The sequence below is a fragment of the Mycobacterium tuberculosis H37Rv genome, from assembly GCF_000195955.2.
Taxonomy (GTDB): Bacteria; Actinomycetota; Actinomycetes; order Mycobacteriales; family Mycobacteriaceae; genus Mycobacterium; species Mycobacterium tuberculosis.
This window is the reverse complement of the sequence record NC_000962.3, coordinates 2,792,645-2,816,881: the sequence shown is the minus strand read 5'-3', so window position 1 is coordinate 2,816,881 and position 24,237 is coordinate 2,792,645. Positions and strand designations below refer to the sequence as shown.

Here is a 24,237-nt window from a genome sequence, read left to right as displayed (position 1 = left end):
GATGTTTGACACCGTACTAGTGGCCAACCGCGGTGAGATCGCGGTTCGGGTGATTCGGACGCTGCGCCGGCTAGGCATCCGGTCGGTCGCGGTCTACAGCGACCCCGACGTCGATGCCCGCCACGTCTTGGAGGCGGACGCTGCGGTGCGGCTGGGGCCCGCCCCAGCACGCGAAAGCTACCTCGATATCGGCAAGGTGCTCGATGCTGCGGCGCGCACCGGAGCCCAGGCGATCCATCCGGGCTACGGGTTTCTTGCCGAGAATGCCGATTTCGCTGCGGCGTGTGAACGCGCCCGGGTGGTGTTCCTGGGTCCGCCGGCGCGCGCGATCGAGGTGATGGGCGACAAGATCGCCGCCAAGAACGCGGTCGCCGCTTTCGATGTTCCGGTGGTGCCCGGTGTGGCGCGCGCCGGGCTGACGGACGACGCGCTGGTCACCGCTGCCGCTGAGGTGGGCTATCCGGTGCTGATCAAACCGTCGGCCGGCGGCGGCGGCAAAGGGATGCGGTTAGTGCAAGATCCGGCGCGGCTGCCTGAGGCGCTGGTGAGTGCCCGGCGCGAAGCCATGTCTTCGTTCGGGGACGATACGCTATTCCTGGAGCGGTTTGTGTTGCGGCCCAGGCACATCGAAGTGCAGGTGCTTGCCGACGCTCACGGCAACGTGGTGCATCTGGGTGAGCGTGAGTGCAGCCTCCAGCGGCGCCACCAGAAGGTTATCGAGGAGGCGCCGTCGCCACTGCTTGACCCGCAGACCCGCGAGCGCATCGGGGTCGCGGCCTGCAACACCGCCCGCTGCGTGGACTACGTCGGCGCCGGCACGGTGGAGTTCATCGTCTCCGCGCAGCGCCCCGACGAGTTCTTTTTCATGGAGATGAATACCCGGCTGCAGGTGGAACACCCGGTCACCGAGGCGATTACTGGATTGGACCTGGTCGAGTGGCAGTTGCGGGTGGGTGCGGGCGAAAAGTTGGGCTTCGCCCAAAACGACATCGAGCTGCGTGGGCACGCGATCGAGGCTCGGGTGTATGCGGAGGATCCCGCGCGGGAATTCCTGCCCACCGGCGGCCGGGTGCTGGCGGTGTTCGAACCCGCCGGCCCCGGGGTGCGGGTGGATTCGTCACTGCTAGGCGGCACGGTGGTCGGCAGTGATTACGACCCGTTGCTCACCAAGGTGATTGCGCACGGGGCCGATCGCGAGGAAGCGCTGGATCGGCTGGACCAGGCGCTGGCGCGGACTGCGGTGCTGGGAGTGCAGACCAATGTCGAGTTCCTTCGCTTTCTGCTCGCCGACGAGCGGGTGCGGGTCGGGGATTTGGACACCGCTGTACTGGACGAGCGATCGGCCGATTTCACTGCGCGGCCGGCGCCTGACGACGTGCTAGCTGCCGGCGGCCTCTACCGCCAGTGGGCCCTGGCCCGGCGCGCACAGGGCGACCTGTGGGCCGCGCCGTCCGGATGGCGCGGCGGGGGCCATATGGCACCGGTCCGCACCGCCATGCGCACCCCGCTGCGCAGCGAGACCGTTTCGGTGTGGGGGCCACCCGAGTCGGCGCAGGTTCAGGTTGGCGATGGTGAGATCGATTGTGCGAGCGTGCAGGTCACCCGAGAACAGATGAGCGTGACGATAAGCGGGCTGCGCCGGGATTATCGGTGGGCAGAGGCTGACCGGCACCTGTGGATCGCCGACGAGCGCGGGACTTGGCACCTGCGCGAGGCCGAGGAGCACAAGATTCACCGCGCCGTGGGTGCGCGGCCGGCGGAGGTCGTCAGCCCTATGCCTGGCAGCGTGATCGCCGTGCAGGTCGAGTCCGGCTCCCAGATCTCTGCGGGTGATGTGGTGGTGGTGGTGGAAGCGATGAAGATGGAGCACTCGCTGGAGGCGCCGGTTTCGGGACGGGTACAGGTGTTGGTGTCCGTTGGCGATCAGGTGAAAGTCGAACAGGTACTGGCGAGGATCAAGGACTAGGATCATGACCACAACGACTACAACGATTTCTGGGGGGATATTACCCAAGGAATACCAAGATCTTCGGGATACGGTGGCCGATTTTGCGCGCACCGTGGTCGCGCCGGTATCGGCCAAACACGATGCGGAACACAGCTTCCCATACGAAATTGTCGCCAAGATGGGAGAGATGGGCCTGTTCGGGCTGCCGTTTCCGGAGGAGTACGGCGGCATGGGCGGCGACTACTTCGCGCTGTCGCTGGTACTTGAGGAGCTGGGCAAGGTTGACCAATCGGTAGCGATCACGCTGGAGGCCGCGGTGGGCCTGGGTGCGATGCCGATCTACCGGTTCGGTACCGAGGAGCAGAAACAGAAGTGGTTGCCCGACTTGACGTCTGGCCGTGCGCTCGCCGGTTTTGGTCTCACCGAGCCGGGAGCGGGATCGGACGCGGGCAGCACCCGCACCACGGCGCGTCTCGAAGGTGACGAGTGGATCATCAACGGCTCCAAGCAATTTATCACCAACTCGGGCACCGACATCACATCGCTGGTCACCGTCACTGCGGTTACCGGGACCACCGGAACCGCTGCGGATGCCAAGAAAGAGATTTCGACGATCATCGTGCCCAGCGGCACACCGGGATTCACCGTGGAACCGGTCTATAACAAGGTCGGCTGGAACGCCTCGGACACCCACCCACTGACATTTGCCGATGCGCGGGTCCCGAGGGAGAACCTGCTGGGAGCCCGGGGGAGCGGCTATGCCAACTTCTTGTCCATCCTGGACGAGGGCCGGATTGCGATTGCAGCGCTGGCCACCGGCGCGGCGCAGGGCTGTGTTGACGAGAGCGTCAAGTACGCCAACCAGCGTCAGTCGTTTGGCCAGCCGATCGGCGCTTATCAGGCGATCGGCTTCAAGATCGCGCGGATGGAGGCACGCGCCCATGTTGCCCGCACAGCGTACTATGATGCCGCCGCAAAGATGTTGGCGGGCAAGCCCTTCAAGAAGGAGGCGGCGATCGCGAAGATGATCTCCTCGGAGGCGGCGATGGACAACTCCCGCGATGCCACCCAGATACACGGCGGATACGGCTTTATGAACGAATATCCGGTGGCGCGTCATTACCGCGACAGCAAGGTGCTCGAGATTGGTGAGGGCACCACGGAAGTGCAGCTGATGCTTATCGCGCGATCGTTGGGACTGCAGTGACAAAGCACGCCGGCGACCGTGAATCTGACGACGCCGTATCGGCGTGTCGCGTCGCAGGATCCACAGTCGGCAGAAGGATTCTTCAACGAGGCTTGTGGTTTGAAGAGTTCCAGATCGGCACCACATACCTGCACCGGCCCGGCCGCACGGTCACCGAGGCCGACAACGTGTTGTTCACCACGCTGACGATGAACACCCAGTCACTGCACCTCGACGCGGCGTGGGCTGGGCAGCAGCCGGGTTTTCGGGGCGAGCGGCTGGTGAACTCGATGTTCACTCTCTCGACGATGGTCGGTCTGTCGGTTGCGCAGTTGACGTTGGGCACCATCGTGGCCAACCTCGGCTTCTCCGAGGTGTCGTTTCCCAAACCGGTCTTCCACGGCGACACGCTTTATGCAGAGACCGTCTGTACCGGTAAACGTGAGTCGAAAAGCCGGCCCGGCGAGGGCATCGTCACACTCGAGCACATCGCCCGCAACCAGCACGGTGAGGTGGTGGCCCGCGCGGTGCGCACGACGCTGGTCCAAAAGCAGTCCATTAAGGAGGCGCAATGAACCTGCGTGCCGCCGGTCCGGGGTGGCTGTTCTGCCCTGCCGATCGTCCGGAACGCTTTGCGAAGGCTGCCGCCGCGGCCGACGTGGTGATTCTCGACCTCGAGGACGGCGTGGCCGAGGCGCAGAAGCCTGCCGCGCGCAATGCGTTGCGGGACACCCCGCTGGACCCGGAACGCACGGTGGTGCGTATCAATGCGGGCGGTACTGCTGATCAGGCCCGCGATCTGGAGGCCCTCGCAGGCACCGCCTATACCACGGTGATGCTGCCCAAGGCCGAATCGGCGGCCCAAGTCATCGAGCTTGCGCCGCGTGATGTCATCGCGCTGGTGGAGACCGCGCGCGGTGCCGTGTGCGCCGCCGAAATCGCCGCGGCCGATCCCACCGTGGGAATGATGTGGGGTGCCGAAGACTTGATCGCCACCCTTGGCGGTAGCTCGAGCCGGCGGGCCGACGGTGCCTATCGTGACGTGGCCCGACATGTCCGCTCGACCATCCTGCTCGCCGCGTCCGCGTTCGGCCGTCTCGCGCTCGATGCCGTACATCTGGATATCCTCGATGTCGAGGGCTTGCAGGAAGAGGCCAGAGACGCCGCGGCGGTGGGCTTTGACGTGACCGTGTGCATTCACCCGAGTCAGATCCCGGTGGTGCGCAAGGCCTATCGACCCAGCCACGAGAAGCTGGCCTGGGCTCGGCGGGTTTTGGCCGCGTCGCGAAGCGAGCGTGGGGCGTTCGCGTTCGAAGGCCAGATGGTCGACTCTCCAGTGCTCACGCACGCGGAAACGATGTTGCGGCGAGCCGGGGAAGCCACCTCCGAATGAGGGCGCAGATCCCCCGCGACACGGTTGCGATGCGTTCGCGATCGGTCCGGACTCTTCACATTTGGGGGCATAATGGAGGAAGCGCCAGTGTTGCGGCGAGCGGAAGCTTTGGTGCGGCCGGCGATCAACTTCGGCTCGCAGCGGTTTCCCAGGCGGGATGTGCTGTGAGCGCCGCACCACCAGCGCCGACGCTAAGGATGGAACGCACGGCATCTTCTGACGCGTAACCGCGTTGTGATCGCGAGCTGAGGAGACGGTATGGGGGAGGGTTCTCGGAGGCCATCTGGGATGTTGATGTCTGTCGATCTTGAGCCGGTGCAACTCGTCGGCCCGGACGGTACGCCGACGGCCGAACGCCGCTACCACCGTGACCTTCCTGAGGAAACGCTGCGTTGGCTCTACGAGATGATGGTGGTCACCCGCGAGCTGGATACCGAATTCGTCAATCTGCAGCGCCAGGGGGAGCTGGCGTTGTACACGCCCTGTCGCGGGCAGGAAGCCGCGCAGGTGGGTGCGGCGGCTTGCCTACGCAAAACCGACTGGTTGTTCCCCCAATACCGAGAATTGGGCGTCTACCTAGTGCGTGGCATCCCGCCTGGACATGTTGGGGTCGCGTGGCGTGGAACCTGGCACGGCGGGCTGCAATTCACCACGAAGTGCTGTGCACCGATGTCGGTTCCCATCGGCACCCAGACCTTGCACGCGGTGGGCGCGGCGATGGCCGCGCAACGCCTGGACGAGGACTCCGTGACGGTGGCCTTTCTGGGCGACGGCGCCACCAGCGAGGGCGACGTACATGAGGCGCTCAATTTCGCGGCGGTGTTCACCACACCGTGCGTGTTCTACGTGCAGAACAACCAGTGGGCAATCTCGATGCCGGTATCCAGGCAGACCGCCGCACCATCTATCGCGCACAAGGCGATTGGCTACGGGATGCCAGGCATCCGGGTGGACGGCAACGACGTGCTGGCATGCTATGCGGTGATGGCCGAAGCTGCCGCTCGGGCTCGGGCCGGCGACGGTCCAACGCTGATCGAGGCGGTCACTTACCGTCTTGGTCCGCACACCACCGCCGATGATCCAACCCGGTACCGCAGCCAGGAGGAGGTGGACCGCTGGGCGACGCTGGACCCGATTCCGCGCTATCGCACTTACTTACAAGATCAGGGCCTGTGGTCGCAACGCCTCGAGGAACAGGTGACGGCTCGGGCAAAACACGTGCGGTCCGAGCTACGCGACGCGGTCTTTGATGCGCCTGACTTCGACGTCGATGAGGTGTTCACCACGGTGTACGCCGAAATCACACCCGGGTTGCAGGCGCAGCGCGAACAGCTGCGTGCCGAACTGGCGCGGACTGACTGAGGAGGCGGGCATGACTCAAATCGCAGACCGTCCGGCCAGGCCGGATGAGACGCTTGCGGTAGCGGTGAGCGACATCACGCAGTCGTTGACCATGGTCCAGGCGATCAACCGCGCCCTGTACGACGCGATGGCCGCCGACGAGCGGGTATTGGTGTTTGGCGAGGATGTCGCGGTCGAGGGTGGGGTGTTTCGGGTGACCGAGGGACTGGCCGATACGTTCGGTGCAGACCGGTGCTTCGACACGCCACTGGCGGAGTCCGCGATCATCGGAATAGCCGTCGGGTTGGCACTACGTGGCTTTGTGCCGGTGCCAGAAATCCAGTTCGACGGCTTTTCCTATCCGGCTTTCGACCAAGTGGTGAGCCATCTGGCCAAGTACCGGACTCGCACCCGCGGTGAGGTGGACATGCCGGTGACCGTCCGGATCCCCTCGTTTGGCGGTATCGGTGCGGCCGAACATCATTCGGACTCCACGGAGTCCTACTGGGTGCACACCGCGGGCCTCAAGGTGGTGGTGCCGTCGACACCCGGTGACGCTTACTGGCTGCTGCGGCACGCTATCGCCTGCCCGGACCCCGTGATGTATCTGGAGCCCAAACGCCGCTACCACGGCCGCGGGATGGTCGACACTAGCCGGCCGGAACCGCCGATCGGGCACGCGATGGTGCGCCGGTCCGGCACCGATGTGACCGTGGTAACGTACGGAAACCTGGTGAGCACCGCCCTGTCTAGCGCGGATACTGCAGAGCAGCAACATGATTGGAGTCTGGAGGTTATCGATCTGCGGTCGTTGGCGCCGCTGGACTTCGACACCATTGCTGCGTCGATCCAGCGCACCGGGCGTTGCGTGGTGATGCACGAAGGGCCGCGCAGCCTCGGCTATGGTGCCGGTCTGGCCGCGCGCATCCAGGAAGAGATGTTCTACCAATTGGAGGCTCCGGTGTTGCGTGCCTGCGGTTTTGACACACCCTACCCGCCTGCGCGGTTGGAAAAATTGTGGTTACCCGGCCCCGACCGGCTGTTGGACTGCGTCGAACGTGTGCTGCGTCAGCCATGAGCGGTGAGGACAGCATCAGGTCTTTCCCGGTGCCCGACCTCGGCGAGGGACTGCAGGAAGTGACGGTGACGTGTTGGAGCGTCGCCGTCGGCGACGATGTGGAGATCAACCAGACGCTGTGTTCGGTGGAGACCGCCAAGGCCGAGGTCGAAATCCCCAGCCCGTATGCCGGCCGGATCGTCGAGTTAGGCGGCGCCGAAGGCGATGTGCTCAAAGTGGGCGCGGAGCTAGTTCGGATCGACACCGGGCCCACGGCAGTTGCGCAGCCTAACGGTGAAGGAGCGGTCCCCACGTTGGTCGGCTACGGTGCCGACACCGCGATCGAAACCAGTAGACGGACAAGCCGGCCGCTGGCGGCACCGGTAGTGCGCAAGCTGGCCAAAGAGTTGGCGGTCGACCTGGCCGCATTGCAGCGTGGGTCGGGCGCCGGCGGTGTGATCACCCGGGCCGATGTGCTGGCCGCTGCTCGAGGCGGCGTCGGAGCCGGGCCGGACGTGCGGCCGGTCCACGGCGTGCACGCGCGGATGGCCGAAAAAATGACGTTGTCCCACAAGGAGATTCCGACCGCAAAGGCCAGCGTTGAGGTAATTTGCGCCGAACTGCTGCGGCTGCGCGACCGGTTCGTTTCGGCGGCGCCCGAGATTACACCGTTCGCGCTGACGCTGCGGCTGCTGGTTATTGCATTGAAACACAACGTAATTCTCAACTCGACGTGGGTCGACTCGGGCGAAGGCCCGCAAGTACACGTGCATCGCGGTGTGCATCTGGGGTTCGGCGCGGCCACTGAGCGTGGATTGCTGGTGCCGGTGGTGACCGACGCCCAGGACAAGAACACCCGCGAACTTGCCTCCCGCGTAGCGGAATTAATCACCGGCGCACGTGAAGGCACTCTCACACCCGCGGAGCTGCGCGGTTCGACGTTCACGGTGTCGAACTTCGGGGCGCTGGGAGTCGACGACGGCGTGCCGGTGATCAACCATCCCGAAGCGGCGATCCTGGGTCTGGGGGCGATCAAGCCGCGCCCGGTGGTCGTCGGCGGCGAGGTTGTCGCACGGCCGACGATGACGTTGACTTGTGTGTTCGACCACCGCGTTGTCGATGGTGCTCAGGTGGCCCAGTTCATGTGTGAGCTGCGGGATCTGATCGAGTCGCCGGAGACCGCGCTGTTGGATCTGTAGCCGGGCGGGCTGGCAGCTTTGGTTAGAGGATGGTCAGCAGCTCCACTGGCGTCTTGGGGCGTTGTTGGGCGAGGGTGAAGACACCGGCGTCGAAGGTGACCAGGCGGACGCCGCGCCGGCGGGCGAGTGTCAGCAGATGGGCGTCGGTCACCTGGCGATAACCGACGATCAACGGAACATCGTCATCGACGAGCGATACGTCGTCAGCCAGGAAGCGGTGGCCTCCCACGGCGCGTAGTGCCACGAGGACCCGTCGAGCGTCTGCGATCCCGATCGCGCTGGGAAGTACTTTTGGGTTCGTCGACACCCGCACGAAGCCGGCTTCGGTGAGCGGGCAAGTCGCCCAGCCGAGCGTGGCGTTGGCGGTAAACCACTCGCGGATCCGGGCGTGGTGGATGTGTGAGTCCCACGCCAGCGCGACCAATGCGTTGACGTCGAGCAGCGCCACCCGCGTCAGTCCTCATCGAGCGCGCGACGGACCATCTCCGGTGTGATCGGCGGGGTCCCGGCTGGAACGCGGATCACCGGCAGCCCGTCGTCAGCCTCGACGCGTCCGGGCATGAGACCACGGCGTGCGAGTTCGGAAATCACCGAGCCGAGCGAGCGGCGCTGGCTGGAGGCAAGTTCACGTGCCGCGGCGATCACATCGTCGTCAAGGTCAAGTGTCGTTCGCACAGCCCTGATGCTAGCGCATCAACGCATCAGCTGGGGAGGCTTAGCGTCCTCACTAATTCCGCACCGCGTCAAATTGTGTTCGCCTAAGGTCGAGGTTGGCCAAACGCTTGCAAGCCTCTGCATACGTCTCCTTGTAGATATGAACATCACAAATCATGCCATCAAGCGGGCCAAGCATGATCTTGCGCCCAATGCGCGCACTGACGTTCTCTCGCACCCAATCCGATAGCTTGGCGATAGACAAAAGATTGCCGTGACCTTTTTGCCAGGCGTCCATGGACCGCGAATAGAACGTCGTGTGGAAGACGTAATCTTTGCCGTCTGGCAACAAGCGGAACTGTATCGAAACAAGGCAAGGCAAGTAATCGTCTCGATGATTACGCATGACCGCCGCGTAATCCTCGTAAGTCGGGAACACGACCACTGCTTTCTTGCTTTCCGGAATTAGACTCAGTCGCTCAATTACGAACTCAATCATTCGTCCTTCTTTTATCCGGCGATGGTAGCTTTTTGCGCCACGACTGAAGCTCTTGACCACATCGATATCCTCCATGGTATCGGTGTTGAACATGAAATCTAGCATGGCCTTTAGTTGGGCGCTGTTGCAATGTTCTTCAATAGTGAGATCGGGATAATTCTGCACCGAAGACTTGATGCGGACGTTGGACAGCGCTATACGCTCTCGGTCTTCGTCAAAACACTGAGACCCAAGGTCAAGCACCGCCCTGACCAGCCCGGCCCAGGTGTCACCTATCGTGGCCCCGTAGATCTGTACTCCGAACTCGTTAATTATCCTACGGCTCATGTTGGGCATATCCTTTCCGGATCAGGCCAATGACAAGCGACACCGATTCGGCGGGGGTTGCCGCCGAAAAGACTCGCCAGGGCTTGGGTTTGTCCTCCGGAAAGGCGACCCCAAAGATTTCCTGCATGGACAGCATTTGCGCAGACGCACCCGTTGGCGATCCGCTGTTCGCTAGAACCACCACGGGGCCACGGCCTTCCCAGACACGACGGGCTTCTTCATAGGCGCCGCTCGAGCCGCCGACGACAATTGCTCCGTGGCAGCTCAAACCTGTTATGTAGTTACGAGCAAACTGCATACCGCTCAGAATCTTTATCGTGGAATAGGCATTGCCATCGGTAAACTTGTCGCCCGGCAGGACGCCGACGACAAGGCCGTCGGCGTCCGACGCACCCCGTGAGGAGGCTTCCATTGTGCCAGTCATCCCGCCACTGATGAGAATGTGGCCTTGCTTTGCGATCTCGGCACCGACTTGATAGGCCAGTTCGTAGACTCTCGGACCAATTGTTCCGGACCCGAAAACTCCAATCTGGTAGGGGTGCTTACTAAGACTCACATGAGCGCGGCGCGGATCGGTGTCCAGCCGGCTGGCGGGCGCGCTCGTGTCGACCATGGCGCTCTCCTCGTCTCGGGTTCGTTAATGATCGGAGGCCGGGCTGCCGAAAGCATCGACCGAAACGCGCAGATCACGCGGACCCGCGTTCGACAGAATTCGGAGCAATCTAGTCACACGTGCTGATGTATTGCGGTGCCCGCTGGCTCGATGCTGGCTGGCATGCGCGAGATTGACCCGGGTGCCGACGTGGCACCTCTGGACTGCAGCAAAGTCAGCAAAGACGACGTGGGCAATCCGGTGGCGGCGGGTTCGGTGGCATTGCTGCTGGCCGACAGAGTGGGTTCGACCCACCTGGGAGGTCGTCGCGGCAAATCAGAACAAGGCCTGTCGCGGCGGTAGTTGGGGTCGCTGGCTCAAGAGACCAAGGGGTCACTAGTCGCAGCGGGAGCGGCGCGGCGACGGTCGGGCTATTGGGTAGGTGCGAGATGTCATATGTGATCGCGACGCCGGAGATGATGGCAACTGCGGCTTTTGATCTGGCGCGTATTGGTTCGCAGGTGAGCGCGGCTAGTGCGGTCGCGGCGATGCCGACGACGGAAGTGGTGGCCGCCGGCGCCGACGAGGTGTCGGCGGGCATCGCGGCGTTGTTCAGCGCGCACGCTCAGGAGTATCAGGCGCTAAGTGCGCAGGCCGCGGCGTTTCACGACCAGTTCGTGCACACGCTGACCGCGGCCGCGAGGTGGTACACGGCCACCGAGATCGCCAACGCCGCGGCGATGCGAGTCGTGCTCGGAGCCGTGAATGCGCCCACCCAGACGCTACTGGGACGCCCGCTGATCGGCGATGGTGCGCACGGGACAGCGCCTGGGCAGCCCGGTGGGGCCGGTGGATTGTTGTTCGGCAATGGCGGCAACGGCGCTGCCGGTGCCGTCGGGCAGGTGGGCGGCGCCGGCGGGGCGGCCGGGTTATTTGGGATCGGCGGCGCCGGTGGCGCGGGCGGGGCGGGCGCACCCGGAGGTACCGGCGGGACGGGTGGATGGCTGGCGGGTGGGGGCGGCGTCGGCGGTATGGGTGGGGCTGGTGGTGGCGCCGGCGGGGCGGGTGGCAACGCGGGCCTGTTCGGCAACGGCGGCGCCGGTGGTGCCGGTGGGGCTGGTGGTGGCGCCGGCGGCGCGGGCGGTAACGCGGGGTGGTTTGGTCATGGGGGCGCTGGCGGCGTGGGTGGTGTAGGTGCGGCCGGGGCCAACGGTGCTACGCCCGGTCAGGATGGGGCGGCTGGTGTTGCCGGGTCGGACGACGGTGCCGGCGGTGACGGTTTGGCAGGGTCGGACGGGGGCGATGGCGGTGCCGGTGGGGTGGGCGGCAACGGTGGTCGGGGAGGGTGGCTTCTCGGTAACGGCGGCGCCGGTGGCGTTGGCGGTGTCGGCGGGGCCGGTGGTGCCGGTGCGGCCGGCGGTGCCGGCGGTGCCGGGGCTACCGGAATAAATGGGCCGGCCGGTATCTCGGCGGCCGGCGGTGACGGCGGCGCCGGCGGCAATGGCGGTGCCGGCGGAAACGGCGGCGTGGGCGGCGCCGGGGGTGCTGGCGGGTCGGCTGGACTATTGGGGTATGTCGGCCGGGCCGGAGACGGCGGGGCTGGCGGGGGTGGGGGGCTGGGTGGAGCGCCTGGTGACGGCGGTGCCGGCGGCAACGGTGGCAGTTGGCTGGCCGCCGGTGACGGCGGGGCCGGCGGTCACGGTGGCGACCCGGGCCTGGGTGGGGCTGGCGGAGCCGGGGGGGCGTCGGGCGGCGCCGGTGCTCGCGCGGGGGCCAATGGTCTGGCGGCCGGCAACGACGGGCCGGTCAGCGGCGGCAACGGCGGCAAAGGTGGCAATGGCGCCCACGCACCGGTCGCCGGCGGTCATGGCGGTAACGGCGGTGCCGGTGGCAACGGCGGGTTGGTCGGTGACGGTGGGGCCGGCGGTCATGGCGGTGACGGAGCCGCGGGTGCCGGCTATGCCGATATGACGGCGATCTTCCTGGGTTCATCCGGTACCCCCGGTGAGGATGGAGGTAACGGCGGGGCCGGTGGGGCCGGCGGCGCGGGTGGGGCCCACGCCGGCGATGGCGGGGCCGGCGGTGCCGGCGGCAACGGTGGGGCCGGCGGGGCCGGTGGTAACGGAGCTCACGGTTTCAATGCTGTGCTCGTATCTGACGGCGGCAACGGTGGTGATGGCGGAGCCGGCGGTCGCGGCGGTGACGGTGGGGCCGGTGGGGCTGGCGGTGACGCACCTGCGGGTCGGGCGGGCAGCCAGGGTGTTGGCGGGGACGGTGGTGCCGGCGGGGCTGGTGGGGCGCCCGGTAACGGGGGCAGCGGTGGCCGCGGCGACATGGCTTTCAAGGATGGTGACGGTGGGGCCGGCGGCGATGGTGGTGACCCAGGCGCCGGTGGGAAGGGTGGCGCCGGCGGCGCCGGCGCCACCGAGGGTGTGACCGGCGCGACCGGCGCTACCGTGCACAGTGGTGGCAACGGCGGCAAGGGCGGTAACGGCGCCGACGCCACCGTGGCTGGCGCGAACGGCGGCAAGGGCGGTGCCGGTGGTAACGGCGGGTTGGTCGGTGACGGCGGGGCCGGCGGCGACGGTGGTAGCGGCGCGGCCGGTGCGAATGGCGCGAACGTAGGTGAGGACGGCGCCGACGGCACCCTCTCGGGGCAACCGGGCGAAGGAAGCGAGGCCAACGGCGGTCAAGGCGGCGTTGGCGGTGGCGGCGCGGGCGGTGCCGGCGGTGACGGTGGTGCCGGGAGTTCGGCGTTAGGTAGTGGCGGCAACGGCGGTCGAGGCGATGCGGGGCAGGCCGGCGGCGCGGGCGGTGCCGGCGGAGCCGGTGGCGCCGGTGGGTCGGTGTCGGGCGACGGTGGACCCGGTGGCAAGGGCGGGGCCGGCGGTGCGGGTGGTGCCGGAGCTAGTGGTGGCGGCGGCGGCAAGGGCGCCTCCGGCGCCGACAGCGCTGAGGCCGTTGGAGGCGCCGGCGGGAAAGGCGGCGACGGCGGTGTCGGCGGCGTTGGCGGTGACGGCGGGCCCGGCGGTGATGGCGGCGCCGGCGGGGCCGCACCCGCGGGTCAGGTCGGCAGCCACGGTGTCGGCGGCGTTGGCGGTGACGGCGGGCTCGGCGGAGCCGGCGGCAACGGCGGTGACGGCGGTCATGGCAGTGATGGCGGGGACGGCGGTGACGGCGGTGACCCCGGCGCGGGAGGCCTCGGCGGCTTGGGCGGCGACAGCGGCAACGGCACCCGCGCGGCCAGCGGTGTGGACGCCAGCGACCACGGGCCCGGCAGCGGCGGCAACGGTGGTAACGGTGGCAACGGTGCGCAAGCCAGCGTCGCGGGCGGCGCCGGGGGCAACGGAGGCGACGGCGGCAATGCCGGCCGGGTCGGCGATGGTGGCGCCGGCGGCAATGGTGGCGATGGCGCGGCCGGCGCCAACGGGGCCAATTCGGGCGCGCCTGGTTCAGATGCCCTCGCCCTCGGCCAACCGGGAGGCAACGGGGGTCAGGGCGACGCGGGGCAGGCCGGCGGTGCCGGTGGTGCCGGTGGTGCCGGTGGCGCCGGTGGGTCGGTGTCGGGTGACGGCGGTGCCGGCGGCAACGGCGGGGCCGGCGGCAACGGCGGTGTGGGCGCTAGCGGTGGGGCCGGGGCCAGGGGCGCCAACGGTATCGACAGTATCGGCGGCACCGGTGGGGCCGGCGGTGGTGGCGGCGATGGCGGTGCCGGCGGGGTCGGTGGACATGGCGGGGACGGTGGGGTCGGCGGGGCCGCACCTTCGGGGACGGTCGGCAGTCACGGCACCGGTGGGGTCGGTGGCGACGGCGGACTCGGCGGCGCCGGCGGCGTTGGCGGGGCCGGCGGCAACGGCGGCATTGGTATCACCGTCGGCGGCGCCGGCGGAGCGGGCGGTAACGGCGGTGACCCCGGCGCAGGCGGTCGCGGCGGTCTGGGGGGTGACAGCGGCAACGGCACCTCCGCGGCCAACGGCGTGGACGCCAGCAAACACGGGCCACTGACCGGCGGCGACGGCGGCGTCGGCGGCAACGGTGCCAAGGCCGCCGCGGCCGGCGGCGACGGCGGCCAGGGCGGTGACGGCGGCAACGCCGGGCTATTCGGGGACGGCGGAGCCGGTGGTGATGGGGCCGACGGCACCGCTGCCGAAGCTCTCGGCGGTGATGGCGGGGCCGGTGGGGCTGGAGGCAAGGGCGGTGACGCCGGCGACATCGGTGACGGCGGTGACGGCGGCAAGGGTGGCGACGGCGCGCACGGTGCCCTCGGAGGGCTCACCGTTGCTGGCGGCAACGGTGGGGCTGGTGGCGCCGGTGGGGCTGGTGGCGCCGGCGGAGCATTTCTGGGCGACGGCGGGAACGGCGGAGCCGGCGGCCAAGGTGGGGCTGGCCGGGGCGGCAGCCCCGGCGGCGGCGGCGGGGTTGGTGGACACGGCGGGGCGGGCGGCGACGCCGGGATGAACGGCGGCGGCGGAACCGGCGGCCAGGGAGGCAACGGCGCGGCCGGTGGCGCGGGTTGGTCGCCCGACTCCGACCTAAAGGGCTTCGACGGCTTCGACGGCGGCAGCGGTGGGGCGGGAGGCGACGGCGGGGCCGGTGGCGCCGGCGGAACTCAGACCGGCGACGGTGGTGACGGCGGGGCCGGAGGCCTAGGCGGGGCTGGTGGGGTCGGCGGTAACGGCGTTGACGGCTTTGACATTAACGAAACGACGGGCCGCGACGGCGGCGACGGCGGCGACGGTGGCTACGGCGGGTGGGGCGGCGCCGGCGGAAACGGCGGGGCCGGCGGGTCGGCACCCGCCGGCGAGGTCGGCAATCGAGGCGTTGGCGGGGACGGCGGTGACGGCGGGTCGGGCGGGGACGCTGGTAATGGTGGCTTGGGCGGTGACGGCTTTACCTATCTCGCGGATTTTGACGGAGAGCCTGGCGGCGACGGAGGTGACGGCGGCGACGGCGGGTGGGGCCGCCCCGGCGGACAAGGCGGTTTCGGTTCCACAAGTGGCGCGCACGGCAAGGCCGGCTTCGGCGCCCCCGGCGGTGACGGAGGCGACGGCGGGAACGGCGGTCACGGTGGGGACGGCAACGGCAGCTTTGCTGATGCAGGCGACGGCGGGCCGGGTGGCAACGGCGGCAACGGCGGCTTGGGTGGGGCCGGGCGAGACGGTGGCGCCCCCGGTGGTGACGGAGGCGACGGCGGGACCGGCGGCTCCGGCGGCTTCGGCGCCCCTCCGCCTCGCAGCATCGGCGGCGGTGACGGCGGGGACGGCGGGCGCGGAGGTGACGGCGGACGCGGTGCCGGTGGCTTGACCTCCGGCGGCGTCGGCTCGTCGGGCGAGTCGGGTGGCTCCGGCAACGGGAGGGGCGACCCTGGCTCCGGCGGTTCCGGCGGTGAAGGCGGCGAAGGCGGCCCCTCCATCTCCGTTAACGTCACGTAGCCAGAACACCCACCATGGTCAGAGAATCCGGATCGCTTCCTGTCGTTGGCGCCACCGCGATGGCTCGCTCTGCGCGGCCGGGCGACGCTAGGCTCGTTTTCCGCATGGTTGGGGGTTACGGCGAAGGCGGCCGAGGCGGCCGCCCCATCGTCATCATTCCCTAGCCTTCGGAAACCCCATCGGGCCGGTGACTCCGCCGATCGGTCAGCCGGCGACTTCGACGGCACCGCCCACGATGCGGTCGTGTCGGTTCTTGCGGGCGATGCTGCCAGCACTGGGGGACTCACAATTGCCAGCGGACAGCACGGGCACTGTAGGTCCGCCGCGATGGCACGCCGGTCGCCGAATGCATCGACTAAAGCGCGTAGAACACATGGACCGGCGGCCAAGAGATTTCGAGCAATCTAGGCGCAGGTGCCGATGTAATGCGCTACGCGCTGGCTCGATGCTGGCTAGCATGAGCAAGATTCACCCCGGCGTCGACGTGGTACCTGTGGACTGGAGCGCAGATGGTGTGAGCGAGCTTGTACCGACGGGCACGGTGACGTTGCTGCTGGCCGATATCGAGGGCGCGACCCACCTGCCGGGGTCTCAGCTTGACACGACGGCGATCGCCAAACTGGACCGAACGCTGACCGAATTGGTTCGCGAGCACCGCGGGGTTTGCCCGGTCGAACAGGGCGAAGGCGACAGCTTCTTGGTGGCGTTCGCCCGCGCATCCGACGCCGTGGCGTGCGCCCTGGGCTTGCAGCGGGCGCCGCTGGCACCGATCCGGCTGCGCATCGGCATGCACACCGGGGAGGTGTCGTCACCCGACGAGGGCAACTGCGTAGGGCCGACCATCGACCGCACCGCCCGGCTGCGCGAGCTGGCCCACGGGGGCCAGACCGTGTTGTCGGGAACTACCAGCGATCTGGTTGCTGACCTGCTGCCCAAGGACGCGTGGCTGAACGACCTCGGTACCTACCGGCTGGACGACCTGCCCCGACCGGAACGGGTGGTGCAGCTGTGTCACCCTGATCTGCACAACGCGTTCCCGCCGCTGCGGACCCGGAAAGTCGTTGGTGCGCACTGTCTTCCGGCCCAGCTCACTCGGCTGGTGGGGCGCGTCGACGAAGTGGCGCAAGTCCGTGGGCTGCTGGACGTCAAACGGTGGGTCACCCTTACCGGTGTCGGCGGGGTCGGAAAGACACGCCTGGCGACACAGGTCGCGAGCGCCGTTGCCGACGGTTATCCGGACGGGGTTTGGTATGTCAACCTGGCGCCGATCACCGACCCGGCGCTGGTGCCGATCGCGGCGGCGCGGGTTTTGGGGTTGCCGGATCAGCCGGGCCGCTCGACGGTGGACACCATTGTGCGGCGTATCGGCGACCGGCGCATGCTGGTAGTGCTGGACAACTGCGAGCACTTGCTCGACGGGTGCGCGGCTCTGATCGTCGCGTTGCTCGGGGCGTGCCCAGCGCTGAGGGTATTGGCGACCAGCCGGGAACCGATCGCGGTGGCCGGTGAGCAGATTTGGCGGGTTCCCCCGCTGGGGCACGGCGAGGCGATCGAGTTGTTCACCGACCGCGCTCGTGAGGCGCGGCCCGAACTCGAGATCACTGCCGACAACCTCGCCCTGGTGACCGAGATCTGCCACCGACTCGACGGCATTCCGCTGGCGATCGAACTTGCAGCGTCGCGGGTGCGTGCCCTGGCGCTGACCGAAATCGTCGACAGCTTGCATGACCGGTTCCGCCTGCTGACCGGTGGATCGCGTATTGCGGTGCGCCGCCAGCAGACGATGCGGGCTTCCGTCGACTGGTCACATGCGCTGCTGACCGGACCGGAGCAGGTGCTGTTTCGGCGACTGGCGGTTTTCCCGAGCGGGTTTGATCTCGACGGTGCCCAAGCGGCAGCCGCCGGCGGTGACGTTCAGCGCTACGAGGTGGTCGATCTGCTCAGCCTGCTGGCAGACAAGTCTCTGGTGGTGACCGACGACAGCGACGGCCGAACGCGCTACCGCCTGCTAGAGACGGTGCGCCAGTATGCGTTGGAGAAGCTGCGTGAATCCGGCGATGCCGATGCCGTGCGTGCGCGACACCGCGACCACTACGCGGCCGTTGCCGCCGGGCTTGACGCCCCCTCGGTGGCCGGCCATGAACGCCGGCTCAACCAGGCCGAGCTCGAGATCGACAACCTACGGGCCGCTTTCGCGTTCAGCCGCGAGAATGGCGATACCGGCCACGCGTTGCTGTTGGCATCATGTCTGCAGCCGTTGTGGCGTGCCCGGGGCCGCCTGCAAGAGGGGCTGGCCTGGTTCGCCGCCGCCCTGGCCGACCACGATGCACATCCGGCGGGGGCCGACCCTGGGTTGTATGCGCGGGCACTGGCCGACCGGGCCCTGATAGATGCCGTGGCCGGCATCACCGACCGCCTAGATGATGCCCAGAAGGCGCTGGCTATAGCGCGCGACATCGAGGATCCGGCCCTGCTGGCGCGGGCGCTGACCGCGTGCGGGGGTGTCGCCGCCTACAACGCGGATCTGGCGCGACCGTGGCTGGCCGAGGCCGTCGGCCTGGCCCGGGCGGTGGGCGACAAGTGGCGGTTGGCCGAGGTTCTGGCCTGGCAGGCCTATGTCGGGTTCGCCGGCGAGGGTGACCCGGGCGCGACCCGCGCGGCGGGCGAGGAGGCACGAAGCCTCGCCGACGAGATTGGTGATGCATTCCTTTCACGTTCATGTCGCTGGGCGCTGGCCGCGGCGAATCTCTGGCAGGGCAACCTCGAGGCAGCGGTCGGCCTGTCGCGCGAGGTGATCGGCGAGTCCGACGCCGCGCACGACATGGTTAGCAGCTGCGCGGGCCAGGCTTGCTTGGCGCACGCGTTAGCGCACCGCGGCGACACCGAGGCGGCCGCCGCCGCCCAAGCCAGCATCGACACCGCCGTTGGACTCAGCCCGGTGCTGTCGGGCTCGGCCTGCTCCGCGCTGGTCTTCGCGACCCTGGCCGCCGGTGACGTCGCGGCCGCCGAACACGCCCGCGAATCGGCAACGCGATTCTTTGGTGCCAGCGCGGCGGCGATCATCAACGACCCCACCAGTTCGGCTCAAATATCGTGTGCGCGAGGTGATCTGAACGCGGCGCACCGATTGGCCGACGGCGCAGCGTCGATCACTCGTGGCGTGCACCGCGCCCGCGCCCTGACTACCCGTTGCCGCATCGAGATCGCCCAAGGGGATCGCCACCGGGCCGAGCGCGATGCCCACGACGCCCTCGGCGTGGCCGCGTCCATTGGGGCATACCTATGGGTCCCCGACATTCTCGAGTGCCTCGCCTCGGTGATGGCGGATGCCGGCAGCAACCGGGAAGCGGTGCGGCTGTTCGGCGCGGCCGACGCGGCCCGGGGGCGCATGGGAGCGGTCCGCTTCGGGATCTACCAGGCGGGCTGTAACTCGTCGCTAGCCACCCTTCGAAAATCCATGGGTGACAGCGAGTTCGACGATGCCTGGGCCGAAGGAACTGCGTTATCGATCGATGAGGCGATCGCGTACGCGCAACGAGGCCGCGGTGCACGGAAACGCCCGACAAGTGGCTGGGGCGCGTTGACACCGACAGAGCTTGAGGTGGCTCTACTGGTCGGTGAGGGACTCAGCAACAAGGAGATCGGCGTCCGCCTATTCATCTCGCCGCGGACCGTGCATTCCCACTTGACCCACGTCTACACCAAGCTCGGCCTGTCCTCCCGTCTTCAACTCGCGCAGCAAGCTGCGCGCCGGGGCGAATCAGAACGAGGGCCGTCGCGGCCATAGTCAGGGCCGCCAGCCAGCGACCAAAGGTCACGTGGCCGCTGGGGACACGGTGCGGCGATATGGGGTATCGGGAGGTGCGAGGTGTCGTTGGTGATCGCGACGCCGCAGCTGCTGGCAACTGCGGCTTTGGATTTAGCGAGTATTGGTTCGCAGGTGAGCGCGGCTAATGCGGCCGCGGCGATGCCGACGACGGAAGTGGTGGCTGCGGCTGCCGATGAAGTGTCGGCGGCGATTGCGGGGTTGTTCGGGGCCCATGCTCGGCAGTATCAGGCGCTCAGCGTACAGGTGGCAGCGTTTCACGAGCAGTTTGTGCAGGCGTTGACTGCGGCCGCGGGTCGGTATGCCAGCACTGAGGCCGCTGTTGAGCGGAGTCTGCTGGGTGCGGTGAATGCGCCCACCGAGGCGCTTTTGGGGCGCCCGTTGATCGGAAACGGCGCCGACGGGACGGCACCCGGGCAGCCTGGCGCGGCCGGCGGGTTGCTGTTTGGCAACGGTGGCAACGGCGCGGCTGGCGGGTTCGGTCAAACCGGCGGCAGCGGAGGCGCGGCCGGGTTGATCGGCAACGGCGGCAACGGCGGGGCCGGTGGTACCGGCGCGGCCGGCGGTGCCGGTGGGAACGGGGGGTGGTTGTGGGGCAACGGCGGCAACGGCGGTGTCGGCGGCACCAGCGTGGCCGCAGGCATCGGGGGTGCGGGCGGTAACGGCGGCAACGCCGGGCTGTTCGGCCATGGCGGCGCCGGTGGTACCGGCGGCGCCGGCCTCGCCGGGGCAAACGGGGTCAATCCCACGCCCGGCCCCGCGGCCAGCACCGGGGACAGCCCGGCAGATGTGTCCGGCATCGGTGATCAAACCGGCGGCGACGGCGGCACGGGCGGCCATGGCACTGCCGGCACGCCGACCGGTGGCACCGGCGGCGACGGTGCCACCGCGACGGCAGGCTCGGGCAAGGCCACCGGCGGTGCCGGTGGTGACGGCGGTACCGCCGCTGCCGGTGGCGGCGGCGGCAACGGCGGCGACGGCGGAGTCGCGCAGGGCGACATTGCGAGCGCCTTTGGCGGTGATGGTGGCAACGGGTCCGACGGTGTAGCCGCCGGCAGTGGGGGTGGTAGCGGCGGCGCCGGAGGCGGCGCTTTCGTACACATCGCCACTGCCACCTCTACCGGTGGTAGCGGCGGTTTCGGTGGTAACGGGGCTGCCAGTGCCGCCTCCGGCGCCGACGGTGGCGCAGGGGGAGCTGGCGGCAATGGTGGCGCCGGCGGGTTGCTATTCGGTGATGGCGGCAACGGTGGCGCCGGTGGCGCGGGTGGTATCGGTGGTGACGGCGCCACGGGGGGGCCCGGGGGAAGCGGCGGCAACGCTGGCATCGCGAGGTTTGACAGCCCAGACCCCGAGGCAGAACCCGATGTGGTCGGCGGCAAGGGTGGTGATGGCGGCAAGGGCGGCAGCGGCCTTGGCGTCGGCGGCGCCGGCGGGACCGGCGGCGCGGGCGGCAACGGCGGCGCCGGCGGGTTGTTGTTCGGCAACGGCGGCAACGGCGGCAACGCCGGGGCCGGCGGGGATGGCGGCGCCGGCGTTGCCGGTGGGGTTGGCGGTAACGGCGGCGGTGGTGGCACCGCGACGTTTCACGAAGACCCGGTCGCTGGTGTCTGGGCGGTCGGTGGCGTAGGTGGTGATGGTGGCTCCGGCGGCAGCTCGCTTGGTGTCGGCGGGGTGGGCGGAGCCGGTGGCGTGGGTGGCAAGGGTGGCGCCAGCGGCATGTTGATCGGCAACGGCGGCAACGGTGGCAGCGGCGGAGTCGGTGGGGCCGGTGGAGTCGGCGGGGCTGGCGGTGACGGCGGCAACGGCGGCTCCGGTGGCAACGCCAGTACTTTTGGCGATGAGAACTCCATCGGCGGGGCCGGCGGGACGGGCGGCAACGGGGGCAACGGCGCAAACGGCGGTAACGGTGGCGCTGGCGGTATTGCCGGCGGTGCGGGTGGGTCCGGAGGGTTCCTCAGCGGTGCCGCAGGAGTCAGCGGCGCTGACGGTATCGGTGGCGCGGGCGGCGCAGGCGGTGCCGGTGGCGCGGGCGGTAGCGGCGGTGAGGCAGGCGCGGGGGGCCTCACCAACGGCCCCGGGTCCCCTGGCGTTTCCGGCACCGAAGGCATGGCCGGCGCGCCCGGCTAGCGCTGGGCGCCGTCGGGCCTGCCGGAGTCGGGGGGCCGGACTGAAGCCGCGAGCGCGCGACTGTACACCGACACGCCGTTTGGGCCGTACAACAGCGCGCGCTCGGGCCCAGCGCGCGGAGTCAAGCAGCAGCAGCTTCGGACTGGGGCACGCCATGGAAACCCTCGAGGCTGGTAGGCGCTACCTGTGTTGAGCGGCAGCCAAGCGAGCGGCGAACTCGGGCGACTGGACCGATTTCGCCTGCGGCCCAAGTTCTAAGCGTTTGGCGAGTTCGTGTTGCTCAAGGTCCAGCGATCCGGGGCTGGCTGTGGCGCGCATGGTGGCTTTGCTCGCCAGCACGACCTCGCGCGGGGCGGCTGCGGGCCCGGCGGCCAGCTCCAGCGCCGCGGTGACGGGATCGTCGGCAACCATTAGCGCCAAGCCGTGCCGCACAGCGGATTCGGCGTCGAAGCACATGCCGAACAATAAGGCCGCACGGGCGACCTGCGGACCCACCGCTCGCTGCAGCATCCAGGTTGCGCCGCCACCTGGATGCAGTCCCAGCTTTTGGAAGCGGGCGTCGAACAATGCGGCCGGTCCGGCGATGCGCACATCGGCGGCCAACGCCAGATTGAGTCCGGCGCCCACAGCCGCGCCGTTGACCGCGGCGATGGTGGGCAGATTACAACTACTGACGGCCATGAAACCGTCGTAGAGCCGTAACAATCTCGGCTCGGCTGGATCGCCGACCCCGGCGCCCAGCGCACTCAGGTCGGCCCCGGCGCAGAAGGCCTTGCCCGCCCCGGTCACGACTACGGCGTGTACGTCGGGGTCGCCTTCGGCGCGTTGGATCGCCGCACGCAACTGCGCCGACATCTCGTCGGTGACGGCGTTCCGTCGGTCCGGGTCGTTGACCGTGATGAGCGCAACGTGCTTGTCGACGCTGAGCAAGACCGGGTCGTATTGGGCCATCGGGCACCTCCGTGGTTTGAGTTTGAAGGCGACTCTGGGCGTCGACCCATAACGAGGCGGTGTCAAGCCACGCCACCATGCTGACCTGCTATTTCCACAGTGCCCCCGGCACGACTCGAACGTGCGACCTAGGGATTAGAAGGCCCTTGCTCTATCCACCTGAGCTACGGAGGCGATGCGCAGGTCAGTTTATCTAACGGTGGCCGTCGAGGAATTTTTCCAGACGCCACACGCGCGAAAGGTCTACCGCCACGTCAATTATTGGTTATTGTGTGATCCTCGACACACGTACAAAACCGGCTGGCAACCAGCCGTTTACCGCAACGATGCGTGTGCCTGACGTCGAGGGGTGGGCTTTGTTATGCACATCGCCAGCGTGACTTCGCGGTGCTCGCGGGCCGGCGCCGAGGCATTGCGCCAGGGAGCGCAGCTGGCGGCCGACGCCAGAGACACCTGCCGGGCCGGCGCCCTGCTGCTGCGTGGATCACCGTGCGCCATCGGTTGGGTCGCAGGATGGTTGTCCGCGGAGTTTCCGGCCCGCGTCGTCACCGGCCACGCGCTGTCCCGCATATCACCACGCTCGATCGGCCGGTTTGGCACCAGCTGGGCGGCGCAGCGGGCGGATCAAATCCTGCACGCGGCGCTCGTGGACGCTTTCGGCCCGGATTTCCGTGACCTAGTGTGGCATCCGACCGGCGAACAGTCAGAGGCTGCCCGGCGCAGCGGGCTGCTGAACCTACCGCACATTCCCGGACCCCATCGCCGCTATGCGGCCCAGACCTCCGACATCCCGTACGGGCCCGGCGGCCGCGAGAATCTACTCGACATCTGGCGGCGTCCCGATTTAGCGCCCGGCCGCCGGGCTCCGGTCCTCATCCAGGTCCCGGGCGGGGCGTGGACCATCAACGGCAAACGCCCTCAGGCTTACCCGTTGATGAGCCGGATGGTGGAACTCGGCTGGATCTGTGTGTCGATCAACTACAGCAAGAGCCCACGGTGCACGTGGCCGGCGCACATTGTGGACGTGAAGAGGGCGATTGCGTGGGTTCGCGAGAACATCGCCGACTATGGCGGCGATCCGGATTTCATCACGATCACCGGCGGGTCCGCCGGTGCGCACCTGGCCGCGTTGGCCGCGCTTTCGGCGAATGATCCGGCGCTGCAGCCGGGCTTCGAAAGCGCCGACACGGCGGTACAAGCCGCGGCGCCCTACTACGGCGTCTACGACCTCACCAACGCCGAGAATATGCACGAAATGATGATGCCGTTCCTGGAGCACTTCGTGATGCGTAGCCGCTACGTCGACAACCCGGGGCTGTTCAAGGCGGCGTCGCCGATTTCGTACGTCCACAGCGAGGCTCCGCCGTTCTTCGTGTTGCACGGTGAGAAGGATCCGATGGTGCCGAGCGCGCAATCTCGCGCCTTCAGCGCGGCGCTGCGCGACGCGGGTGCCGCGACGGTGTCCTACGCTGAGCTCCCCAACGCCCACCACGCGTTCGACCTCGCCGCCACGGTCCGATCGCGGATGGTCGCCGAAGCGGTCTCGGACTTCTTGGGTGTGATCTACGGGCGACGGATGGGTGCTCGCAAGGGTTCGCTGGCGCTGTCGTCACCTCCGGCCAGCTGAGCTTGGCCGTTCCAACTCGGCTGCCCAACACGAGGTTTCGTCGGTCGTGGCCGCGGCATCGGTGCTGCGGGTGGATCA

At 68.5% G+C, this 24,237-nt stretch carries 18 protein-coding genes, 1 tRNA gene and 2 other annotated features; of the genes, 13 read left to right on the top strand and 6 right to left on the bottom strand.

The window, feature by feature from the left end; all coding sequences use genetic code 11:
* Nucleotide 1: 1 nt before the first annotated feature.
* From accA1 to bkdC, 7 genes are all read left to right on the top strand, one after another.
* On the top strand, nt 2-1,966 hold the full coding sequence (gene accA1, locus Rv2501c; RefSeq protein ID NP_217017.1) for an acetyl/propionyl-CoA carboxylase subuit alpha: 1,965 nt from the start codon (nt 2-4) through the stop codon (nt 1,964-1,966).
* Nucleotides 1,967-1,970: 4 nt separating this feature from the next.
* Nucleotides 1,971-3,155: an acyl-CoA dehydrogenase FadE19 gene (gene fadE19, locus Rv2500c; RefSeq protein NP_217016.1), complete on the top strand. Its 1,185-nt coding sequence runs from the start codon at nt 1,971-1,973 to the stop codon at nt 3,153-3,155.
* Nucleotides 3,152-3,709 carry an oxidase regulatory-like protein gene (locus Rv2499c; protein NP_217015.1) on the top strand — a complete coding sequence of 186 codons (558 nt, stop codon included), beginning with the start codon at nt 3,152-3,154 and terminating at the stop codon, nt 3,707-3,709. The genes fadE19 and Rv2499c overlap by 4 nt, the downstream gene beginning before the upstream one ends.
* Nucleotides 3,706-4,527: a citrate (pro-3S)-lyase subunit beta gene (gene citE, locus Rv2498c; protein ID NP_217014.1), complete on the top strand. Its 822-nt coding sequence runs from the start codon at nt 3,706-3,708 to the stop codon at nt 4,525-4,527. Before Rv2499c ends, citE begins: the two co-directional genes overlap by 4 nt.
* Nucleotides 4,528-4,785: 258 nt before the next feature.
* Nucleotides 4,786-5,889: a 3-methyl-2-oxobutanoate dehydrogenase subunit alpha gene (gene bkdA / locus Rv2497c; protein NP_217013.1), complete on the top strand. Its 1,104-nt coding sequence runs from the start codon at nt 4,786-4,788 to the stop codon at nt 5,887-5,889.
* A gap of 10 nt (nt 5,890-5,899) precedes the next feature.
* Nucleotides 5,900-6,946: a 3-methyl-2-oxobutanoate dehydrogenase subunit beta gene (gene bkdB / locus Rv2496c; RefSeq protein NP_217012.1), complete on the top strand. Its 1,047-nt coding sequence runs from the start codon at nt 5,900-5,902 to the stop codon at nt 6,944-6,946.
* On the top strand, nt 6,943-8,124 hold the full coding sequence (bkdC, locus tag Rv2495c; protein ID NP_217011.1) for a branched-chain keto acid dehydrogenase E2 component: 1,182 nt from the start codon (nt 6,943-6,945) through the stop codon (nt 8,122-8,124). The genes bkdB and bkdC overlap by 4 nt, the downstream gene beginning before the upstream one ends.
* Nucleotides 8,125-8,146: 22 nt before the next feature.
* Here the strand turns inward: bkdC and vapC38 are convergent, their stop codons facing one another.
* Genes vapC38 through Rv2491 form a run of 4 tightly spaced genes read right to left on the bottom strand, consistent with a single transcriptional unit; the run spans nt 8,147 to nt 10,217 of the window.
* Nucleotides 8,147-8,572: a ribonuclease VapC38 gene (gene vapC38, locus Rv2494; RefSeq protein NP_217010.1), complete on the bottom strand. Its 426-nt coding sequence runs from the start codon at nt 8,570-8,572 to the stop codon at nt 8,147-8,149.
* 5 nt (nt 8,573-8,577) lie between these two features.
* Nucleotides 8,578-8,799: an antitoxin VapB38 gene (gene vapB38, locus Rv2493; protein NP_217009.1), complete on the bottom strand. Its 222-nt coding sequence runs from the start codon at nt 8,797-8,799 to the stop codon at nt 8,578-8,580.
* A 52-nt stretch (nt 8,800-8,851) separates the two neighbouring features.
* Nucleotides 8,852-9,604: a hypothetical protein gene (locus Rv2492; RefSeq protein NP_217008.1), complete on the bottom strand. Its 753-nt coding sequence runs from the start codon at nt 9,602-9,604 to the stop codon at nt 8,852-8,854.
* Nucleotides 9,594-10,217, bottom strand: a complete 624-nt coding sequence (locus Rv2491) for a hypothetical protein (RefSeq protein NP_217007.1) — start codon at nt 10,215-10,217, stop codon at nt 9,594-9,596. The genes Rv2492 and Rv2491 overlap by 11 nt, the downstream gene beginning before the upstream one ends.
* A gap of 39 nt (nt 10,218-10,256) precedes the next feature.
* Nucleotides 10,257-10,514, bottom strand: a repeat region (258 bp direct repeat 2. This region is a possible MT-complex-specific genomic island (See Becq et al.,2007).).
* Between Rv2491 and Rv2490a the strand changes: the two genes are divergently transcribed.
* The 5 genes from Rv2490a to PE_PGRS42 all read left to right on the top strand — a co-directional run bounded on the left by Rv2490a (nt 10,353) and on the right by PE_PGRS42 (nt 21,581).
* Nucleotides 10,353-10,559: a hypothetical protein gene (locus Rv2490a; RefSeq protein ID YP_009030040.1), complete on the top strand. Its 207-nt coding sequence runs from the start codon at nt 10,353-10,355 to the stop codon at nt 10,557-10,559. Its footprint overlaps the feature before it by 162 nt.
* 86 nt (nt 10,560-10,645) lie before the next feature.
* Nucleotides 10,646-15,628 carry a PE-PGRS family protein PE_PGRS43 gene (gene PE_PGRS43 / locus Rv2490c; protein ID YP_177887.1) on the top strand — a complete coding sequence of 1,661 codons (4,983 nt, stop codon included), beginning with the start codon at nt 10,646-10,648 and terminating at the stop codon, nt 15,626-15,628.
* A gap of 108 nt (nt 15,629-15,736) precedes the next feature.
* Nucleotides 15,737-16,036, top strand: a complete 300-nt coding sequence (locus Rv2489c) for a hypothetical protein (protein NP_217005.1) — start codon at nt 15,737-15,739, stop codon at nt 16,034-16,036.
* Nucleotides 15,964-16,211, bottom strand: a repeat region (248 bp direct repeat 2). (Overlaps the previous gene by 73 nt.)
* Nucleotides 16,002-19,415, top strand: a complete 3,414-nt coding sequence (locus Rv2488c; RefSeq protein ID NP_217004.1) for a LuxR family transcriptional regulator — start codon at nt 16,002-16,004, stop codon at nt 19,413-19,415. It overlaps the preceding feature by 210 nt. Before Rv2489c ends, Rv2488c begins: the two co-directional genes overlap by 35 nt.
* An 81-nt stretch (nt 19,416-19,496) precedes the next feature.
* Entirely contained in the window at nt 19,497-21,581 is a 2,085-nt protein-coding gene (PE_PGRS42, locus tag Rv2487c; protein ID YP_177886.1) for a PE-PGRS family protein PE_PGRS42, read from the top strand.
* A gap of 180 nt (nt 21,582-21,761) precedes the next feature.
* Here the strand turns inward: PE_PGRS42 and echA14 are convergent, their stop codons facing one another.
* Nucleotides 21,762-22,532 (bottom strand): enoyl-CoA hydratase EchA14, encoded by a 771-nt coding sequence (gene echA14, locus Rv2486; RefSeq protein NP_217002.1) that lies wholly within the window; start codon nt 22,530-22,532, stop codon nt 21,762-21,764.
* A gap of 100 nt (nt 22,533-22,632) precedes the next feature.
* A tRNA-Arg gene (gene argW / locus Rvnt28) sits at nt 22,633-22,706 on the bottom strand.
* 187 nt (nt 22,707-22,893) lie between these two features.
* Here argW and lipQ point away from each other — a divergent pair.
* Nucleotides 22,894-24,159 carry a carboxylesterase LipQ gene (gene lipQ / locus Rv2485c; RefSeq protein ID NP_217001.1) on the top strand — a complete coding sequence of 422 codons (1,266 nt, stop codon included), beginning with the start codon at nt 22,894-22,896 and terminating at the stop codon, nt 24,157-24,159.
* Nucleotides 24,160-24,237: the final 78 nt, after the last annotated feature.

Bases quoted from the DNA above. Each gene is read 5' to 3' on its own strand.
- accA1 (NP_217017.1), top strand. From the start codon at position 2: ATGTTTGACACCGTACTAGTGGCCAACCGCGGTGAGATCGCGGTTCGG.
- fadE19 (NP_217016.1), top strand. From the start codon at position 1,971: ATGACCACAACGACTACAACGATTTCTGGGGGGATATTACCCAAGGAA.
- citE (NP_217014.1), top strand. From the start codon at position 3,706: ATGAACCTGCGTGCCGCCGGTCCGGGGTGGCTGTTCTGCCCTGCCGAT.
- bkdA (NP_217013.1), top strand. From the start codon at position 4,786: ATGGGGGAGGGTTCTCGGAGGCCATCTGGGATGTTGATGTCTGTCGAT.
- bkdB (NP_217012.1), top strand. From the start codon at position 5,900: ATGACTCAAATCGCAGACCGTCCGGCCAGGCCGGATGAGACGCTTGCG.
- bkdC (NP_217011.1), top strand. From the start codon at position 6,943: ATGAGCGGTGAGGACAGCATCAGGTCTTTCCCGGTGCCCGACCTCGGC.
- Rv2492 (NP_217008.1), bottom strand. From the start codon at position 9,604: ATGAGCCGTAGGATAATTAACGAGTTCGGAGTACAGATCTACGGGGCC.
- Rv2491 (NP_217007.1), bottom strand. From the start codon at position 10,217: ATGGTCGACACGAGCGCGCCCGCCAGCCGGCTGGACACCGATCCGCGC.
- PE_PGRS43 (YP_177887.1), top strand. From the start codon at position 10,646: ATGTCATATGTGATCGCGACGCCGGAGATGATGGCAACTGCGGCTTTT.
- Rv2488c (NP_217004.1), top strand. From the start codon at position 16,002: ATGGACCGGCGGCCAAGAGATTTCGAGCAATCTAGGCGCAGGTGCCGA.
- echA14 (NP_217002.1), bottom strand. From the start codon at position 22,532: ATGGCCCAATACGACCCGGTCTTGCTCAGCGTCGACAAGCACGTTGCG.
- lipQ (NP_217001.1), top strand. From the start codon at position 22,894: ATGCACATCGCCAGCGTGACTTCGCGGTGCTCGCGGGCCGGCGCCGAG.